19 protein-coding genes and 1 pseudogene are annotated in these 19064 nt (G+C 57.1%); 10 read left to right on the forward strand and 10 right to left on the reverse strand.

The window, feature by feature from the left end; all coding sequences use genetic code 11:
* The first annotated feature begins 2 nt into the window (after positions 1–2).
* Complete coding sequence (locus tag ACA049_RS15670) at positions 3–944, forward strand: PoNe immunity protein domain-containing protein (RefSeq protein WP_497328235.1); 942 nt, start codon at positions 3–5, stop codon at positions 942–944.
* Between the two features lie 226 nt (positions 945–1170).
* Here ACA049_RS15670 and ACA049_RS15675 read toward each other — a convergent pair whose 3' ends face one another.
* Positions 1171–1467, reverse strand: a complete 297-nt coding sequence (locus ACA049_RS15675) for a hypothetical protein (protein ID WP_497328236.1) — start codon at positions 1465–1467, stop codon at positions 1171–1173.
* A 511-nt stretch (positions 1468–1978) separates the two neighbouring features.
* On the opposite strand from ACA049_RS15675, the gene ACA049_RS15680 reads away from it, so the two are divergent.
* Both ACA049_RS15680 and ACA049_RS15685 read left to right on the forward strand, forming a co-directional pair.
* Positions 1979–2245, forward strand: coding sequence for a DUF2790 domain-containing protein (locus tag ACA049_RS15680; RefSeq protein ID WP_077747819.1), 267 nt, complete (start codon positions 1979–1981; stop codon positions 2243–2245).
* 90 nt (positions 2246–2335) lie between these two features.
* Positions 2336–2731 (forward strand): hypothetical protein, encoded by a 396-nt coding sequence (locus ACA049_RS15685; protein ID WP_497328237.1) that lies wholly within the window; start codon positions 2336–2338, stop codon positions 2729–2731.
* On the opposite strand, the gene ACA049_RS15690 is transcribed toward ACA049_RS15685, so the two are convergent.
* On the reverse strand, positions 2728–2997 hold the full coding sequence (locus ACA049_RS15690; protein ID WP_497328238.1) for a DUF1652 domain-containing protein: 270 nt from the start codon (positions 2995–2997) through the stop codon (positions 2728–2730). The two genes, ACA049_RS15685 and ACA049_RS15690, sit on opposite strands and share 4 nt — an antisense overlap.
* Before the next feature lie 384 nt (positions 2998–3381).
* Here ACA049_RS15690 and eco point away from each other — a divergent pair, with 384 nt between their 5' ends.
* Entirely contained in the window at positions 3382–3864 is a 483-nt protein-coding gene (eco, locus tag ACA049_RS15695; RefSeq protein ID WP_497328239.1) for a serine protease inhibitor ecotin, read from the forward strand.
* Between the two features lie 20 nt (positions 3865–3884).
* Complete coding sequence (locus ACA049_RS15700) at positions 3885–4190, forward strand: NIPSNAP family protein (RefSeq protein WP_497328240.1); 306 nt, start codon at positions 3885–3887, stop codon at positions 4188–4190.
* 24 nt (positions 4191–4214) lie between these two features.
* Here the strand turns inward: ACA049_RS15700 and ilvA are convergent.
* A pseudogene (ilvA, locus tag ACA049_RS15705) lies at positions 4215–5210 on the reverse strand (threonine ammonia-lyase, biosynthetic); the annotation flags it as partial.
* A gap of 248 nt (positions 5211–5458) precedes the next feature.
* On the opposite strand from ilvA, the gene ACA049_RS15710 reads away from it, so the two are divergent.
* Complete coding sequence (locus ACA049_RS15710) at positions 5459–5794, forward strand: DUF2834 domain-containing protein (protein WP_497328241.1); 336 nt, start codon at positions 5459–5461, stop codon at positions 5792–5794.
* Positions 5795–5913: 119 nt separating this feature from the next.
* On the opposite strand, the gene ACA049_RS15715 is transcribed toward ACA049_RS15710, so the two are convergent.
* Positions 5914–6837 (reverse strand): magnesium transporter CorA family protein, encoded by a 924-nt coding sequence (locus ACA049_RS15715; RefSeq protein WP_497328242.1) that lies wholly within the window; start codon positions 6835–6837, stop codon positions 5914–5916.
* A gap of 7 nt (positions 6838–6844) precedes the next feature.
* Positions 6845–8419, reverse strand: coding sequence for a RimK family ATP-grasp domain-containing protein (locus ACA049_RS15720; RefSeq protein WP_497328243.1), 1575 nt, complete (start codon positions 8417–8419; stop codon positions 6845–6847).
* A gap of 92 nt (positions 8420–8511) precedes the next feature.
* Between ACA049_RS15720 and rimI the strand changes: the two genes are divergently transcribed.
* The gene (gene rimI / locus ACA049_RS15725) at positions 8512–9609 is read left to right on the forward strand and encodes a ribosomal protein S18-alanine N-acetyltransferase (RefSeq protein WP_497328244.1); all 1098 of its coding nucleotides are present in this window, start codon (positions 8512–8514) and stop codon (positions 9607–9609) included.
* A 177-nt stretch (positions 9610–9786) separates the two neighbouring features.
* On the opposite strand, the gene ACA049_RS15730 is transcribed toward rimI, so the two are convergent.
* Together ACA049_RS15730 and ACA049_RS15735 are read right to left on the reverse strand one after the other, a co-directional pair.
* Complete coding sequence (locus ACA049_RS15730) at positions 9787–10938, reverse strand: PQQ-dependent sugar dehydrogenase (protein WP_497328245.1); 1152 nt, start codon at positions 10936–10938, stop codon at positions 9787–9789.
* Between the two features lie 51 nt (positions 10939–10989).
* A complete protein-coding gene (locus tag ACA049_RS15735) occupies positions 10990–11340 on the reverse strand; it encodes a hypothetical protein (protein WP_497328246.1) in 351 nt (116 codons plus the stop codon).
* A 193-nt stretch (positions 11341–11533) separates the two neighbouring features.
* Here ACA049_RS15735 and ku point away from each other — a divergent pair, with 193 nt between their 5' ends.
* Positions 11534–12394, forward strand: a complete 861-nt coding sequence (gene ku, locus ACA049_RS15740) for a non-homologous end joining protein Ku (protein ID WP_497328247.1) — start codon at positions 11534–11536, stop codon at positions 12392–12394.
* A gap of 120 nt (positions 12395–12514) precedes the next feature.
* Here ku and lpxO read toward each other — a convergent pair whose 3' ends face one another.
* Entirely contained in the window at positions 12515–13414 is a 900-nt protein-coding gene (gene lpxO, locus ACA049_RS15745; RefSeq protein WP_497328248.1) for a lipid A hydroxylase LpxO, read from the reverse strand.
* Between the two features lie 494 nt (positions 13415–13908).
* On the opposite strand from lpxO, the gene ACA049_RS15750 reads away from it, so the two are divergent.
* Both ACA049_RS15750 and ACA049_RS15755 read left to right on the forward strand, forming a co-directional pair.
* Entirely contained in the window at positions 13909–15498 is a 1590-nt protein-coding gene (locus ACA049_RS15750) for an ABC-F family ATPase (RefSeq protein WP_080943075.1), read from the forward strand.
* A gap of 266 nt (positions 15499–15764) precedes the next feature.
* Positions 15765–16952, forward strand: a complete 1188-nt coding sequence (locus ACA049_RS15755; RefSeq protein WP_497328249.1) for an MFS transporter — start codon at positions 15765–15767, stop codon at positions 16950–16952.
* 171 nt (positions 16953–17123) lie between these two features.
* Here the strand turns inward: ACA049_RS15755 and ACA049_RS15760 are convergent, their stop codons facing one another.
* Together ACA049_RS15760 and ACA049_RS15765 are read right to left on the reverse strand one after the other, a co-directional pair.
* A complete protein-coding gene (locus tag ACA049_RS15760) occupies positions 17124–18161 on the reverse strand; it encodes an alpha/beta hydrolase family protein (RefSeq protein WP_497328250.1) in 1038 nt (345 codons plus the stop codon).
* A gap of 168 nt (positions 18162–18329) precedes the next feature.
* Positions 18330–18941: an FMN-dependent NADH-azoreductase gene (locus ACA049_RS15765; protein WP_077747806.1), complete on the reverse strand. Its 612-nt coding sequence runs from the start codon at positions 18939–18941 to the stop codon at positions 18330–18332.
* Between the last annotated feature and the right edge of the window lie 123 nt (positions 18942–19064).

Below are 19064 nucleotides of genomic sequence, written 5' to 3' on the forward strand. Positions count from 1 at the left end.
CCATGAACATGCGACAGAATTTTTTTAGCACCAAACACTACGAGAACTTTCTCAGAGAACACGATGAGCTAATAGAGTTCTTCAAAATAAATAAATTCAAATCCGACTCTGCTTTGGAGGAAGCGTCTCAACGCGCCAAATACTTCCAGACTCTTGCTTTAGATAAATTACTCGCAACTTATACGGCGGGTGAAAACATTGATGCCCTTGCTCCTATGCTTGAAGACCTGGTGGAAAAGTACGAGATCCGCCAAAAAGCCTTGGCCGAGTATCAGGGCGTCCCGAACATATCGCCATTAGCAATAGACGACTGGCCGAACCAATACGAAGAAGCCGTCCAAGTGATCAGTCTGTGTATACTTCTACACCGAACCGACTTGCTTCCGCGCTTTGTCAAACTCATTGACGACGCAGGATATGCAGGTGAGGACACCCTTTATGAAGCCTTGCTAAACAAAGTAATGCCTCATCGGCACGATGTAGACGAATGGTATCACGACGTCTATACGTTACTTATTCAAGCGATCTACACCGATAACAAACAAGAACCGCCGAAACTTCTGAAAAAATATTGCCAGCAATGGTATCCAGCCTTTAAGCAAGCTCCTTGGCATGACACTCACCTTCAAGGAGATGAAGGAACTTACGTCGGTTACTGGGCATTTGAAGCAGGTGCAATTGCATTTTTGTATGGCATAGAAGACAGCAAAATAGATCATATGGTTTATCCAAAGGATTTAGTCGATTATGCCCGAAATTATCAGCCGACTAATGGATCTCAAGTTACTCGTGTAGAAGCAGGACAACCGTGCAGTAAGACAGGCTATTGGTTCACCCCGGCACAGGCCAACTCCAGACGTCACTTTCAACAAGGCGAGATTATGCCAAGTTTTAGTGCGTCCAGCTGGGGCGATACGCTTTGGTATTGGTCAGGTGAAAAGTAAAAACATGTACAACTATCGCTCAGCAGCCACTTCATGGCCCTGAGCGAACTGGATCGTAAGGGAAAGGCATATCTCATCCCCAGACACAGCGATGCCATGGACGCAGAGCAATATCAGCAAGGCTTGAAACTGTTTCTAAGCAGAGTGCCCACCCCCACCTTGTGACGGCTAGTGAGGCTTCAAAGCCTGCCCCCCAAGAGGCAGGCTCGATTTTGCAGGTGCGACGTCAGGCGGGCGCCTTCCACCCCATCATCCGCTGCTGTGCCACCTGCAACAGATCAAAACCATCCTGAGTCAGCAGATAAAGCGCATGGGTAATGTGCGGAATATCTTGAACATCGCCGTGCTTGAAGCATTGGCAATGGAGGGTTTCAAGTAACTGGCTGGCAGCCCGGACCCGCTGTAAAGCGGCTTCGAGGATGTCTTGGGGATTGGCTTCGGTGTCGATCACCAAAGGACTTGTGTCGGTAACGCTGCTGTTGATTGAACGGTAGCGATCTGGAAACGGGTTTAGCGTAGGCATAGTAAGTTACTCGTCTGTTTTGAAGTAACCGCCCCTACCGTGACCAAACGATGGGAGGCGGACTGTATACAGGCTTGGTCAACCGAGAACAGTAACTCAGCTCGCCCGAAGGCGTCCTGCACACAGCCGCCACAACAATGCGCCGTAAGGACGTAGATGTCCGCAGGGCGAATCATGGCACACATATGTGCACTGTTCTTACAGGTGACCAAACCTGTCCGCTGATTTTGCAGCGAGCCCAAACAGTAATCGCTTCAACCCATCCGGCGAAAGTCGACAAGGCGTCTGACCTTGTAGGACCAGGCCGAAGACTTTGTAGACGCTTTCCTAACGAATCATCCGACAGAAAAAACCTCGCGACAGGCGGCGTTCAGCTGGGTTAACCATCTGTTAACCCCGCGGTCCAAGACTTTACTGGACCGCACGCCCTCAGGTTCTTCTGACGCCCAGTGCGGCAGGTTCGACGCTCAATCCGTCGAGCTGACTCAACGTCTGCACTGGAGATCGTCCCATGAACATCCGCACGCTGCTGATGACTTCCGCCCTCGCCTGCACCGCGTTTACTGGTCTTGCGCAGGCCAACGACACGTCGTCCTCGCAAGCCACCCCCTATCACTACGGTATGCCGCTGAACATCGGCAAAGTGGTCGCCCTGACTGAGCCGAACACACTGGAATGCAAAGTGATCACGGCCGATATGAAGTACATCGATACGTCAGGCAAGCCTGAAGAAATCAGCTACCGGAAGCTTTCTGACGCGTGCAGTTATCAGAACTGACGGAAAGCTCTGATTTAGCACTTTGCGGTACACCTGTGAGGGATCAGGCGCTATGCTTTGGCGCCTCCCTCACTGCCGCAAGGATTCGCCATGCAGTTATCGTTTCGCACTCTGTCGACCTTCACTTCCCTTCTGTGTTTTCTGCTGGCCCTGGTCTGGGGTTTGATGCCGCAATGGTTATTGGCGATCTGGAGTATTGAATTTTCATCGGCGGCAGGGTTTGTTGCGCGGCGCAGTGCGGTGCTGTTCGCGGCGTTGGGTGTGATGTTTTATATGGTTCGAAACGAGGCGCCGTCCGTGACCCGCAATGCGCTGAGCACCGGGTTTACCGTCGGGTGTTTTGGTCTGGCAGTGCTGGGTTTCGGCGAATGGCTCAATGGCCATGCCGGGCCGGGCATATTGCTGGCTGTGGTGGTCGAGTCGGCGCTGGGACTGGGGTTTATCCAGACCCGGCGCGTATCAGCAGAACTCGAAACGGCTGGTTAAAGCGCTTTTTTGTCGGGATGCAGTGTCTGACTCGCTTCCCGATGCTGCATCTCAGAGCGTAGACCGGCAATCAGGTCGTTTATTTCACGGCAACCGTTCAGGTGCTTGGCATCTATCCCGGTCTTTATCAAATCAAGGTGATCGGTTTCACGGTCGGAATACACCTTGACGGTCATCGACAGGTCCGGCGACAGCGTGCATTGACAGCGTTTCGGCAGAAAACTGCTTTCGACGATATTGCGAAGTTCCAAGGCAGAAAGAAACATGGCGACCCTCTCCTAATTGTGAGACTGCCAATTAATATCCAACGTCGGCGGTTGTTGAGATCTCCCGCTTTATTTCCTTTGCGGGCTTCTGCGTCTCAACAACGGACCGTTTTCTCGTTCCACAGCTGACTCAATATTGTCCCGGTCAACCTAAGAACTGCTTGAGCATAAAACATGCCGAAAATTTCGCCGTGCAGCTCATCGGCAAATCAATGATTTAGCGGATTTGCCTATAAATGGCTTCATGCAATCTGCAAGAAAGCGCCCCTCCAGCCCTGCAATTTGCATACAACCCCGGGCGGATTTGCATTGGTGGCGGGCGACGGTAAGAATGCGCCTTTCAATCCAGTATCTGCTGACTTTACTCACACGCAAGGAGGCATCATGGGTTCATTGACCTGCATCACTACCGCTGGGCTGATTGTGGCCGGATTGTCCGGCGCGGCCCATGCCGCCAAACTCGAAACGGTCGCGCCGTTTCCCAAAGCCGAGAGCGACTTTACCCGCCAGGTCATTCATGTAGCGCCGCAGCCCCAGGAAGAAAACTTCCAGGTCGAGGTGCTGGCCGGCAAGACCCTGACCGTGGACTGCAATCGCCAACGCCTCGGCGGTATCCTTGAAGAAAAAAACCTTGAAGGCTGGGGCTACCCCTTTTACCGCCTGGAAAAAGTCATCGGCCCGATGAGCACGATGATGGCCTGCCCCGACGGCAAGCCTAAAAAGGAGTTCGTACCGGTGGTCGGTGACGGCTTCATGCTTCGTTACAACAGCAAGTTGCCGATCGTGCTCTACGTGCCCAAGGACGTCGAAGTCCGCTATCGGATCTGGTCGGCGTCGAGCAAGGTCGAGAAAGCCGTCCAGGAATAATCTTTCACAGGAGCACGACTTTGATTACCTGCCACGTCAGATATGTGATCGATCCCTACCAACTGGACGCGTTCGAAACCTACGCCAAGGCCTGGCTGGGTATCGTCGAACGTCTCGGCGGCACGCACCACGGATATTTCCTGCCTTCCGAGGGCGCGAGCAATATCGCTTACTGCCTGTTCAGTTTTCCTTCATTGGCCGATTATGAAAGTTATCGCCACATCGCAATGACCGACGCCGAAAGCACCGCGCTGGTCGCCTCTCTGGTCGAGAAGAAGTTCATTGTCAGCTACGAGCGGACCTTCCTGCGCCCGCTGTTGCCCTGATGTTCCTCACGCTGAGACGCCGCTCAAAGCGGCGCGCTCCGCGACATGCCGCAGACTGTCAAAGTTGATATTTGCGCCCGAGTCGATCGCCACCAGCGTTTGACCACGCACACCAGTCCGAGCGATGTATTTTTTTATTCCGGCCACCGCCAAAGCGCCGGAGGGTTCGGTGATCGAGCGGGTATCGTCGTAGATATTCTTGATGGCGGCGCAGAGTTCGTCATTGCTGACCGTCAATACCTCATCAACGCAGAACCGACACACCTCGAATCCATAAGCGCCGATCTGCGCTACTGCCACGCCATCGGCGAACGTTCCCACGTTGGGCAGTACAACCCGCTCTCCTGCCCGCAATGCAGCGTACAAACAGGCGGAATGCTCTGACTCGACGCCAATGATGCGGACTTCAGGGCGCAGGTATTTGACGTACGCCGCGATGCCGGCGATCAGCCCTCCACCGCCCACCGGGACGAAGATCGCGTCCAGCGGGCCTTGATGCTGGCGCAGGATCTCCATGGCGACAGTGCCCTGCCCCGCAATCACGTCCGGATCGTCGAACGGCGACACGAAGGTGCGACCGGTTTGTTCGGCCAGGCGCAGGGCGTATTCGAGGGCGAACGGGAAACTTTCGCCATGCAGTACAGCATCGGCACCGCGACTGCGCACCCCGAGCACTTTCAATTCTGGCGTCGTGCAGGGCATGACGATGGTGGCGGCAATCCCCAACTCGCGCGCCGCCAACGCCACACCTTGGGCGTGATTGCCCGCCGACGCGGTGATCACGCCGTGAGCCTTTTGCGCATCGCTCAGTTGCACCAGCTTGTTGTAGGCGCCGCGGATCTTGAATGAAAAGGTCGGCTGCAAGTCTTCGCGCTTGAGCAGGATCTGATTGCCCAAGGCCTCGGACAGCGCGGGCGCCGGTTGCAACAGTGTGCGCACCGCCAACTCATACACCGGCGCGGCGAGGATCTTTTTCACGTAGTGCTCAAGCAAAGCCTGCTGGGCGGTGGTGCTGCTCATGGTCGTCTCCTGACGTTGATCGGAGCCCAGGAGACAGAAAGTAAAAACCCGCCTCTAGGGCGGGTTGGGTGCTGCAGTCGTGAGCTAGCCCGCCAGATAAGGAATGGCGGTAATAATGCTTGGCTGGCAGCGCGATACGGTGAAAGTCATGGCTGGAAATTAGCCGGGCGTTGATGGCAAGTCAATGGTCAATTTTCTTCGGCCTCTGTAGGCTGGCGACTCTGCTCATTGTCCCAAGGAAGGAAACCATGAAGTCTGTCGCCCTGCCCCTTATTGCCCTGATCGCCTTTGCCGGTTACACCGTTTCAGTGATTCTCCAGGCGGAGCAGTCGCTGATCGATTTCGGCATCAGCCTGATGTCACGCCCGGATACTGCGCAGGTGGTGATTGATCTTTATCTGTTGGCGACGCTAGCGGGAATCTGGATGTACAGGGATGCGCGCGGGCGTGGGCAGTCGGCGGTTTCAGTGCTGCCGTATTTGTTGATCACGGCAGTTTTTGTGTCTGTCGGGCCGTTACTGTATCTCGTGGTTCGGGGGTTAAAGAACCGTAAGAGTTGTATTGATGCGGGCCAGCGAGTTTGATCCAAAGTAGTGTTGTGATGCTGATAGAGCCTTCGCGGGCAAGCCTCGCTCCTACATTGGTTTGCATTCCCCTGTAGGAGCGAGGCTTGCCCGCGAAGGAGGCCTGAAAGCCGACACCATCATTTCGCCAGACGCCTGAGCCCAAGCACCATCACCCCCGCCCCAATCATCATCGCCGTCAGAAACAACGGATACGACACCCACCACGGCGTGTCCCCGGTCATCATGCTGAATTCGGACATGCCGCCAATGCTCGCAATCAGGTTCAGCGGCAGAAACACCACGTTAATTAATGTCAGTTTGCGCAGCAGGTTGTTCATGCTGTTGTTCATCAGGTTGCCCCGGGCGTCGATCAGCCCGGAGAACACCGTGGAGTAGATTTCCGCCTGTTTGTAGCACTGGTTGTTTTCGATGATCAGGTCGTCGATCAGGCCGATGGCTTCGGCGCTGAAGTGTTCCTTGGCCGCGTGGTTGCGCAGCCGCGTCAGCACCGCGCCGTTACTGTGAATCGCATTGATGTAATAGATCAGGCTTTCGCTGAGGTTGAACATCTGGATCAGGTGCTGGTTCTGCATCGACGCGTTGAATTTCTGCTGCAACTCCCGCGCAACCAACTTGATTACCTTCAAGTGACCCAGATAGTGATGGATGTTGTTGAACAGCAGGTCGAGCAACACATCCAGCGGCGTGTTCAACCGTTGCCGGGTGCCGAGTCCGTGCAGCGGCGTGTCGTCGGTGGCGATTACCAGTAATCGCTGCGCAGAAAACAACAGGCCACACGACGACACTTCAAAGGCCAGGCTGCCGGCGCCGGAGTAATTCTCCGGGCGCTTCCAGATCAGGAACAGGTTGTCGGGGTGAAACTCGATGCGCGACACCTCGTCAGGGTCCAGGGCCGAGGCCAGCGCATGCTCATCAAGCTTGAAGTGGCTATGCAACAAGTCTCGCTCGGCGGCATCGGGATTGCTGAACAGCATCACTTCGGCATCGAGTCGTTCGACCGATTGCAGCGCGCCACCAGCCAGTTGAAAGCTTTTGATCATCGGCCGATCACCAGGCCTGGCCGCGACGTTTCAGTTCCAGCCGACGGACGAACTCCTCCAGCACCAGCGAGTACAGATCGTCCTGCAGGTACGCGTCTTCGATGCCGGCGTCCATGTTCGGGTTGTCGTTGACTTCGATCACCACCACCTTGTCGCCGGACTGCTTGAGGTCCACGCCGTAGAGGCCGTCGCCGATTAGGTTGGCGGTTTTCACGGCCAGGTCGACCACGGCTCGCGGGGCTTCGTGGACCGCCAGGGTGCGGCATTCGCCGTTGATGTCCTGGCCCTTGGCCTTGTGGTTGTAGATTTGCCAATGGCCCTTGGACATGAAGTATTGGCAGGCGAAGATCGGTTTGCGGTTGAGTACGCCGATGCGCCAGTCGTATTCGGTGTAGAAGAATTCCTGAGCCAGCAACAGCACTGAGTGTTCGAACAGTTCGGCGGTCGCTTCGAGCAAGGCTTGCTGGCTTTCGACCTTGATCACGCCCCGGGAGAAACAGCCGTCGGGGATCTTCAGCACCAAGGGAAAACCCAGGCGTTCGCCGACCCGTTCGAAATCTTCCGGTCGATCCTTGTAGAGGATTTCGGTGGCGGGCATGCCGAGTTGATGGCTCTTAAGCAGATCGGTCAGGTAGACCTTGTTGGTGCAGCGCAGGATCGACGCCGGGTCGTCCATCACCACCAACCCTTCGCTCTCGGCTTTTTTCGCAAAGCGATAGGTGTGGTTGTCGACGCTGGTGGTCTCGCGGATCAGCAGGCCGTCGTATTCGGCGATCCGTGCGTAGTCCTTGCGCTCGATCAGCTCGACATCGATGCCCAAGGTCTTGCCGACGCGTACGAAGTTGTCCAGCGCCTTCGCGTTAGAGGGCGGCAACGCTTCCTGCGGATCATGCAGGATGGCCAGGTCATAACGGGCCAAACGCCGTGAGCGCGGCACACGCCAGATCTTACGACTGAAACTGTCCAGCGAGTTGGCGAATTGATCTTCCTGGTCTTCGCGCAACTTATGCAAGGCGCCAGACTTTATACCTTCGATGTGCCAGCCATTAGTTCGGCGAAACTCAACTAATAATATTGGACACGGAAACACTTCAAATAACTGTCGCGCCAGATCCTGCAACGGCTCGATATTGGTTTTGCCAAAATACAACGTCAAGGTAAAGCCTTCGGTATCGCTGTAAAGATGATTGCTCAGGGCTTTTTCCAGAGGTTTATCCAGGTCGTCCAGTGCCAGGCCGTACAGGGATTTGCGGGTCAATTCGCTGATGGTCCGCACCGACGGAATGACTTTGTGCCCTCGCGCTTCGGCCAGCAACGAGCAGTAATAACCGTGCCCCAGGTACTTGTAGCTGCGGCACAGGTTGATAACCTGGACCCGTTTTTCCTGGTCGTTGTCCCGTGTCTGCTCGAGGTATTCCTGGGCGCTGACAATGTCTTCGCTGGGGAAATACGAGGCCCAGTCTTCCTTGCGTTCGACGATGATAATCAACTGACTTGAAGTTCTGCCTGCGTCATTTAAATAAGTTGCTGCCGGCAAAGTTTGCTCGGATACTTCGCGCCAATGACCTTGTACCGCTGACATAGTGATTGATCCGTTGGAGAACAAGACCTTTCCTATTAAGCACGAACTTTTTCGAAAGTCCCGTTTCGTTACGCAACTTTTACGGCGGTCATATGAATACTGTCTTTCGCTTGGCGGTAGTTGAAGACTTACCCGCGCTGCTGGAACTGGAACAGCAATGTTTCACCACGGACCGGCTCAACAGTCGCAACTTTATGTGGATGATCACCCGGGCCCACGGGCAGCTGTTGGTGGCCCAGCGTGGCGAGCAATTGGTCGGTTACGCGGTGGTGCTGTTTCACCGGGGCACTTCGCTGGCGCGGCTTTACTCGATTGCCATCGCGACCGGGGCGCGCGGCAGCGGACTGGGCAAGCAGTTGCTCGAACGCATCGAATCCTGTGCCCTTGAGCATGATTGCGCCTACTTGCGCCTTGAAGTGCGTATCGACAATCCGGCGGCGATTGCCTTGTATGAGCGCAACGGCTACCGGCGTTTCGCGCTGATTCATGACTATTACCAGGATCACGCTGATGCGCTACGCCTGGAAAAACGCATCCTTGAGCACCGCGATTCGCGCAACATCAAGGTCCCGTGGTACCGACAAACCACAGATTTCACCTGCGGCCCGGCCTGCTTGCTGATGGCCATGGGCGCGCTGCAAGGCGAGCGATGGCTGGAGCGTCGCGAAGAACTGCAAATCTGGCGCGAGGCGACGACGGTGTTCATGACCTCAGGCCATGGTGGCTGCAGCCCTCAAGGGTTGGCGCTGGCGGCCTGGCGCCGGGGTTTTCGGGTGCGGCTGCAGCTGAGTACGCAAGGCCCATTGTTTCTGGACGGCGTGCGCGATGAGCATAAAAAAGACGTAATGCGGTTGGTGCACGACGAGTTCACCGCACAGTTAGAAGAGACGGATGTGGAACGAGTGATCGGCGGCCCGCTGGATCTGCCACGGTTACTGAACGATGGCGGGCAACCGCTGGTGCTGATCAGCAGCTATCGGCTGACCCGCTCCAAGGCACCTCATTGGGTGATCGTCACTGATTGCGATGATGAATTCGTCTACCTGCACGACCCGGATGTGGACCACAGCCAGCATCGCCAACCGATGGATTGCCAGCATTTGCCGGTCAGCCACAGCGAGTTCGAGAAGATGTGCAGCTTTGGCCGGGGCAAGCTTCGGGCGTCGGTGATCTTGTATGCCCGATCATGAGCGACACAAAACCCTGTAGCAGCTGCCGTAGGCCGAAAGATCAAAAGATCGCAGCCTCGTTTCACTCGACAGCTCCTACAAGGAATACGCCGTCCACCCTGTAGGAGCTGTCGAGTGAAACGAGGCTGCGATCTTTTGATCTTTCGCAGCCTTCGGCAGCTGCTACAGGGGGGAGAGTTACTTCAGGCCTAACTTGTACAAGCCGCCCTCGTCCTCATCGGTCAGCACATACAGATAACCATCCGGCCCCTGCCGCACATCGCGAATGCGCTTGTTGAGTTCGCCGAGCAAGCGTTCCTCGTGAACCACTTTGTCGCCATCGAACTGCAAACGGATCAACTCCTGGCTCACCAGCGCACCGATGAACACGTTGTGTTGCCAGACCTTGAAGCGATCCGCATCGTAGAACGCCATGCCGCTGAGGCCGGGGGACTTTTCCCAGACATGGTGCGGCGCCACGGTGCCTTCAGCGGTCTTGCCCTTGGCTTCCGGGATCGGCTGGCCGGAATAGTTGATGCCGTGGGTCGCCACCGGCCAACCGTAATTTTTGCCGCGTTCGACGATGTTGATTTCATCTCCGCCCTGAGGGCCATGCTCGTTCTCCCAGAGGACGCCGGTCCACGGATTGAGCGCCGCGCCTTGCGGATTGCGCTGGCCATAGGACCAGATTTCCGGGCGCACGCCGGCTTGGCCGACAAAGGGGTTATCGTCCGGCACCTTGCCGTCAGGATAGATCCGCACGACCTTGCCTTGCAGCTTGTCGAGGTCCTGGGCGGTCGGCCGATCGTTGTTTTCGCCAAGGGTGATGAACAGATAGCCGTCGCGGTCGAACACCAGTCGCGAGCCGAAGTGATTGCCGACTGAAAGCTTGGGCTCCTGACGGAAAATCACTTTGAAGTCCTTGAGGGTTTTCAGGTCCTCGGACAATTGTCCTCGCCCTACTGCCGTACCGGCCTTGTCCCCTGCACCTCCACCCTCGGCGTAAGACAGATAAATCGTGCGGTCCTGCTTGAAGTCGGGCGACAGCACCACGTCCAGCAAGCCGCCCTGCCCCTTGGCCCAGACCTTTGGCACACCATCGATCGGTGCCGACAGCTTGCCGTCGTAACCGACCACCCGCAGGTTGCCGGGCCGTTCAGTGACCAGCATGCCCTTGCGATCCGGCAGGAACGCCAGGGCCCATGGATGTTCAAGGCCCTCGGCAACTTGCGTGACCTCAAGAGTGCCCTGTTCGCTTTTCATTTCCTGGGGCTGCGCCGCGAGAACGGGCGCCGTGGCGGAGATCAGTACGCTGGCGCAGAAGGTGGCCAAGAGGGTTTTACGCAACATGCACGATTCCTTTTGTCGTTCGAATGGCTGGCAAGAACGCTGTCCTGCCGTTCAACGGTTGCTGGTGTCGGCGTCTCGATGTGGCGGATTGGGAATGAATTTCGGTGGGCTGGCGGGCACCGTCGGGTTCTGGGGATAGCGATTGCCGATGCCGCCGTTATCCAGCGTGGGTGGCCGCGGCACGGGCACGGTGTTCGGCCCGCGAATGACTGGAGCGCTGGGCTGCGTGCCCTGCATGCTATTGGGATTGGCCCGGCGGATCGGGCTGTTGTAAGGATTGTTATTGCCGATGCCCGTTGGACTTTGGGCCAGCAGCAATGACGACGATGGCGATGCCTGGGCCAACTGACTCAACAGGCCACTGAATGCCAGTACGGTGCAGGCGAGCACGAATCGGTTCATGGTAGGCCTCCGGGCGTCAGGGTGGATAGGATCTTCGATAGCACGCTACGCCGGGGGTTCGGATTTGTTAACTAAAACCTCTTTCACAAGATGTAACACCAGTTGACGGCCCAACAGGACCGGGCCGCAGCCCGCTGAAACTTTTGCGCCGCGCCGCGGGTCACCTGAACACATCACTTGCGAGTAGACGACCATGGCACGGGCAATCTGGAAAGGCGCAATCAGTTTCGGGCTGGTGCATATCCCTGTGGCGCTGGTCTCGGCGACCTCTTCGCAAGGGGTGGATTTCGACTGGCTCGACAGTCGCAGCATGGACCCGGTGGGTTACAAGCGCGTCAACAAGGTCACCGGCAAGGAAGTCACCAAGGAAAATATCGTCAAAGGTGTGCAGTACGAAAAGGGCCGTTACGTGGTGCTTAGCGAGGAGGAGATCAAGTCGGCGCACCCGTTATCCACACAGACGATCGATATCTTTTCCTTTGTCGACGCCGAACAGATTCCTCTGCAAAACATCGACACGCCCTACTACCTGGCGCCGGATAAACGCGGTGGCAAGGTGTATGCGCTGTTGCGCGAAACCCTCAGCAAGACCAATAAGGTCGCCCTCGCCCACGTTGTCCTGCATACCCGTCAGCACTTGGCGGCGTTGATGCCGCTGGAATCGGCGATGGTGCTGGTGATGCTGCGCTGGCCTGCCGAAGTGCGCAGCCTGGATACGCTGGAGTTGGGCACTGAAGTGACCAAACCCGAACTGGCCAAGGGCGAACTCGACATGGCCAAGCGTCTGGTGCAGGACATGAGCGCGGACTGGAAACCCGAGGATTACCGCGACAGTTTTGAAGACAAGATCATGGCACTTGTCGAGAAGAAGGCGAATGAAGGCAAGATCGAGGATGTGGAAACGGCGACTGGTGAAGAGGAGCGTAAAACGGCGGATGTGATTGATTTGACTGAGTTGCTTAAACGCAGTTTGGGGGGCAAGAGTGCCGGCAAGGCCAAACCGGCGGCGAAACCGGCTACGCAGAAAAAAGCCACGAAGACGTCTCGTGGCTGATTATTGTATTTGCAGTGAGTCTATCGGCCCCTTCGCGAGCAAGCCCGCTCCCACTTTAGATCGCGGTCTACTGTGGGAGCAGGCTTGCTCGCGAAGGGGCCATACGCTGCAACACACCATTCAGATCAGTACAAAAAATGCCAGCAACCCGCCAAAAATCGCCCACTTCTCAAGGTAATAAAGTTTGCGATTACGCTTCTTCAGCGCCTTGCCCCGCAGGCGAATCTTGTAGATTTTGGCGAACAGGCGGTTGATGCCTCCGGTCTTGTCACCCGCATCATTCGGTGCGCCCGCCGCGGACATCACGTTACGGCTGAACCAGCCGTTAAATGCCGCCGCCCAGCGATATTTCATCGGCCGCTCGACGTCGCAGAACAGAATGATGCGGTTCTGCTGGGTGGTGTTTTCGGCGTAGTGAATGAAGGTCTCGTCGAACATCACCGCTTCACCGTCGCGCCAGTGGTAGCTCTCACCATCGACGTTGATGTAGCAACCGGCATCGTTCGGCGTTTCCAGGCCCAGGTGATAACGGTAAGAACCGGCGTAGGGATCACGGTGGCGGACCAGTTTGGACCCCGGCGGCAACTCGGCGAACATCGCGGCTTTGATCGACCCGATGCTTTGCACCAGCTCAGTGGTACGCGGGCAAAGTTTCGTTGCCGAAGGATGGCTGTCGCCGTACCACTTCAGGTAGAAGCGCTTCCAGCCGGTCTTGAAGAACGAGTTGAAACCGACATCGTCGTATTGGTTCGAACGCTTGATCTCGCCGGCCTTGAGCAGGTTCTGACCTTCGGCGCGAATTTCTTCCCAGTGTTCCTGCAACGGGCTCAGGTCCGGGAAATCGGCCGGGTTAAGGTAAGGCTTGTTGGGGATTTTCGAGAACAGATAAAGGAAGCAATTGATCGGCGCGAGAAACGACGAGTGATCGCTCAGTTGGCGGCCCAGCTTGTGGCGCACCCGACCACGCAGGTGGACGTAGGCAATGGATACTACATAGATAGCGGCAATGATCAGTTTCACAGAAATCGTCACACGTCAGAGGTGAACAAACTGCTTCCCCCGCCAACCCGGCGGCCCAGGGGTCTTGTGCAGCGTCTGAATACGAAAGAGCGGTCCCGGTGGCGCGTCCTTGAGCCTGCGCCGACGGTCGGCGCCTGATGAAAAGTGGCATTTTAGTCTCATTTTGTAACCAATAGTTAACCTTCAAATGTGAAAATCTGTCCGCTGGTGCCACCAAAGCGCCCGCGCGACCTCAACGCCCTATCGTTTAAAGAGCCAGACCAGTACAATCGCCGCCAAACATTACGCGCCCCCCTTGGTTGATACGGGAATGAACCCCGTCTCAGCGCACTTCGACTCGGGCCAAGCGCTCCAACTGCTGCTGTCCACTTATTGCCAGATGGACCTTCCGCTTCTGACCGGGATGCATTTCCCGTGGTTTGAAAACCGGAAACGGGTACTGAATCGGTACTGCCGCAACCCTAGCTACTCTGAATGCTTCGCAGGAAAAACCTTTGATCTCTACAGCTAACATCACGATGCAGTTCGGCGCCAAGCCGCTATTCGAAAACGTTTCGGTCAAATTCGGCGCGGGCAACCGCTACGGTCTGATCGGCGCCAACGGTTGCGGCAAGTCGACCTTCATGAAAATCCTCGGTGGCGACCTCGAGCCATCCGGCGGCCAGGTCATGCTCGAACCGAACGTGCGTCTGGGTAAATTGCGCCAGGACCAGTTCGCCTACGAAGAATTCACCGTGATCGATACCGTGATCATGGGTCACGAAGAGCTGTGGAAGGTTAAAGCCGAGCGCGACCGTATCTACTCGCTGCCGGAAATGACCGAAGAAGACGGCATGGCTGTGGCCGAGCTGGAAACCGAATTCGCCGAAATGGACGGCTACACCGCCGAATCCCGTGCCGGTGAACTGTTGCTGGGCCTGGGTATCGGCATCGAGCAGCACTTCGGCCCGATGAGCGAGGTTTCCCCAGGCTGGAAACTGCGCGTATTGCTGGCTCAGGCGCTGTTCTCCGATCCTGAAGTGCTGTTGCTCGACGAACCGACCAACCACCTGGACATCAACACCATCCGCTGGCTGGAAAACATTCTGACCCAGCGCTCCAGCCTGATGATCATCATCTCTCACGACCGTCACTTCCTGAACAGCGTGTGCACCCACATGGCTGACCTGGATTACGGCGAGCTGCGTCTGTTCCCGGGTAACTACGACGAATATATGACCGTGGCGACCCAGTCCCGCGAGCAGTTGCTGTCGGACAACGCCAAGAAGAAAGCACAGATTTCCGAGCTGCAATCGTTTGTCAGCCGCTTCTCGGCCAACGCCTCGAAAGCCAAGCAGGCCACTTCCCGCGCCAAGGCGATCGACAAGATCCAGCTGGCCGAGGTCAAGCCTTCGAGCCGCGTGAGCCCGTTCATCCGTTTCGAACAAACCAAGAAGCTGCACCGTCAGGCGGTCATCGTCGAGCGCATGGCCAAAGGCTTCGACGGCAAGACATTGTTCAAGGACTTCAGCTTCCAGGTTGAAGCCGGCGAGCGCGTGGCGATCATCGGCCCGAACGGTATCGGCAAAACCACCCTGCTGCGCACCCTGGTCAACGAACTGACCCCGGATGCCGGCACCGTGAAGTGGACCGACGCCGCGGAACTGGGCTACTACGCCCAGGACCACGCTCACGACTTCGAAGACGACTGCAACCTGTTCGACTGGATGGGCCAATGGACTCAGGGCGGCGAGCAAATCGTTCGCGGCACCCTCGGTCGCATGCTGTTCTCCAACGACGAAATCCTCAAGTCGGTCAAGGTCATCTCCGGTGGTGAGCAAGGTCGCATGCTGTTCGGCAAGCTGATCCTGCAAAAGCCGAACGTGCTGATCATGGACGAACCGACCAACCACTTGGACATGGAATCCATCGAAGCGCTGAACCTGGCGCTGGAAAACTACCCGGGCACGCTGATCTTCGTCAGCCACGACCGTGAGTTCGTATCGTCGTTGGCGACCCGCATTATCGAACTCAGCCCTAGCGGCGTGATCGACTTCAGCGGTACTTACGATGACTACCTGCGTAGCCAGGGCGTTGTGTTCTAAATAGACGCTGCTTTATATGAAAGCCCTGTCCTTGTGACGGGGCTTTTTGTTTTTAAGATCAAAAGATCGCAGCCTCGTTTTACTCGACAGCTCCTACAGCGGAATGTGGTTGCCGATCGTCCGCGTATGTCCGTCGATCGAAATTCCTGTAGGAGCTGTCGAGTGAAACGAGGCTGCGATCTTTTGATTTTAGTTAGCCTGCTTCCTTTTATTTCCCACCCACGCCATGATGCAACTCTCCCACCGCCGCCCGCGAACGAGCCGTCATGTCAGTGCAGCAACTGCCACCGCAAAGCTCCATGGCGATCACCCTGCAGATCGTCTCCATCGTTTTTTATACCTTTATTGCGTTCCTCTGCATCGGCCTGCCGATTGCGGTGTTGCCGGGCTATGTCCATGAGCAGCTGGGTTTCAGCGCGATCATCGCCGGGTTGACCATCGGCTCCCAATACCTGGCCACGCTACTCAGTCGACCCATGGCCGGACGTATGTCGGACACCATTGGCACCAAACGGGCGATTGTTTACGGTTTGTCGGGGATTGTGTTGAGTGGCGTGTTGACGTTGATTTCGACGCTGCTACAGGGCTTTCCGCTGCTGAGCCTGTTGATCCTGATTGCCGGGCGCTTGTTGCTCGGCATCGCCCAAGGCTTGATTGGCGTGGGCACGATCAGTTGGTGCATGGGCCAGGTCGGCGCGGAACACACCGCGCGTTCGATTTCGTGGAACGGCATTGCGTCTTACGGCGCCATTGCGATCGGTGCGCCGCTGGGCGTGGTGATGGTCGCCGAATACGGCTTCGCCAGCCTGGGGATAGCACTTTCACTGTTGGCCCTGGCCGCGCTGTTGCTGATCCGCAACAAACCTTCGGTGCCGGTGATTCGCGGCGAACGCCTGCCGTTCTGGGCGGTGTTCGGGCGCATTGCGCCGTTTGGCGCGAGCCTGAGCCTGGCGTCCATCGGTTACGGCACCCTGACCACCTTTATTACCCTCTACTACGTCAGTCGTGGCTGGACCGGCGCGGCCTGGTGCCTGACGGTCTTCGGCATCTGCTTTATTTTGTCGCGATTGCTGTTTATCTCCGCAATCAGCCGCTTCGGCGGGTTCACCTCGGCGATTGCCTGCATGAGCATTGAAACCGTGGGCCTGGTGCTGCTGTGGCTCGCGCCCTCGACCGCTTATACGCTGATCGGCGCGGGTCTGGCCGGGTTTGGTCTGTCACTGGTGTACCCGGCGCTGGGGGTTGAAGCGATCAAGCAAGTGCCCAACTCCAGTCGCGGCGCAGGCTTGAGCGCTTATGCAGTGTTTTTCGATCTGGCGCTGGCGATTGCCGGGCCATTGATGGGCGCGGTGGCGTTGAACCTGGGGTATTCGTGGATTTTCTTCAGTGCGGCGATGTTGTCGGTGACCGGGCTTGGCCTGACCTTATTACTGAAACGCCGCGCCATAACCTGACACCCAAAAATCCCTGTAGGAGCTGTGTAGGAGCTGTGTAGGAGCTGTCGAGTGAAACGAGGCTGCGATCTTTTGATCTTGCTTTTAAAAGATCAAGATCAAGATCAAAAGATCGCAGCCTCGTTTCACTCGACAGCTCCTACACAGCTCCTACACGGGCCTTCAGGAATTTCACTGGTCGGCGGTTTGCATTCCGGCTCGGGTCGGTTTGCCGAGGGCATGGGAGAAAAACCGCCCGGCTTCGGACACCATGTTGCGATGGATGTCTTCGCGGTCGACGCCGTCGGCATCGGTGCACAGCGCCGGCATGGCGGCGATCTGCTCTTCGTTGCAAGGCGCCATGAACACGAAGTGCCCTGCCCCCGCGAGCAATTTGAAGTCCGGCGCGATCGGCAGTTTGCGCGCCAGGGCGGCGGCGTTTTTGTCGAATGCCACGAGTTTGTCGCCATCGCCGCTGTAAAGCAGCACGGGCACATGCACGTCGGCCAGGGTGTGGCGGCCGAATTTCAAACTCAGCGGCGCCATCAGCAGCAACGCATGCACGCGGGGATCCGCCACCGGCTGCAAGTCATCACGGTCGACAATCAACTCGCCTTGGGTGTTGCAGGCATCGCGGTCGTCCGGGCGTTCCTGGCAGTAGCGACGCAGACGATCCAGGTCAGGCGTCGCGCCGGACAGGATCAACGCCGTCTCGCCCCCTGCCGAATACCCGATCACGCCGACCTGATCGGCATTAACGAAAGGCGCGAGCATGCGGTCGCCCAGGGTCGCGGTAATGGCTTCGGAGATCTGGATGGGCCGACCGTAAAGGTTACTCAACGTACCGAGGCGGCTGTGGTCTTTGGAGTTGTCACCGGGATGGATCACCGCCACCACCACAAACCCTTTGCGCGCCAGCGAGGTGGCGAGGTCGTGCAGCGCAAGGGGTGTTCCGGTGTTGCCGTGAGACAGCATCAGCATCGGGAAACGACCCATCGCAACGCGGGTGTCTTCGCCGGCTTCGACCGTGTAACCCTCTATTTTGCTGGTGTGTTCCCGGTCGCTGGAGGGATAGAACGCGATGGCGCGCATCGGCTGCAAATCCAGCGGGTCGAGAAAACTCATCTCATGGAAGCCGACGCTCCAGTGAGGACGTAACCCAGGCGCGGCGTGCACTGAATTCAGGCTGCTGAGCAGGCAAATCAGAAACGTTGCACAAAGACGCACCATGGGATGCCCCACCTTGTTACTGAACCGGAGTCGGTAACCCTCGACTGCATAACCCGGGCCACAATCTGTAATGGCCAGAAACAAAAAACTCCGTATCTGGCACTTGCGTGATCAGAATACAGAGTTTTTTGGGTGATGCCTGAGCTGTTTGAGTTCTTTACGCGAGTCTTACGCAGCGGCGAACAACTGCTCGCTGATTTGCGTGTGAGCATCGCTCATGGCTTTGGTGCGCACTTCGTCACCGTAGGCCAGACCGTGGGCGCGAACGAACTCGATGTCGGTGATGCCGATGAAGCCGAACAGCACCTTCAAGTACTCTTCGTGGGCAACGCCAGTCGCTTGGCCGGCATGCAGACCGCCGGAAGTAGAAACGATCACGACTTTCTTGCCACCGCACAGGCCTTCAGGGCCGGCTTCGGTGTAACGGAAGGTCTGACCGGCAACGGCAATGCGGTCGATCCAGGCCTTGAGTTGGGTTGGAATGGTGAAGTTGTACATCGGCGCTGCGATGACAACGGCGTCGGCAGCGAGGAATTCGGCCAGGGTGGTGGCGCTCAGTTCGGCTTCATGCTGTTGCGCAGCGTTGCGCAATTCAGCGGTGGTGCCGGCGGCAACCAGGGTGGTGGCGGAGAAATGGCTGATGGCGTCTGCGGCCAGGTCGCGGTAAGTCACCACGGCGGTTGGCTCGGCGGCTTGCCAGGCTTTGACGACTTCGCTGCTCAGCAGACGGGAAGCCGAGTTGTCACCAAGAATGCTCGAATCGATATGCAACAGTTTCATAAGGGATCTCCAGGTGAGGATCGCCACCGGGCGATCTGATGGGGAGGATCCTACAGATGAAACCAATAGCTGATTAGTCCGCAACAATGCGATAGTTCGTCCCACTGATAGAACAATCGGATG

The sequence above is a fragment of the Pseudomonas sp. LBUM1662 genome, assembly GCF_059695915.1.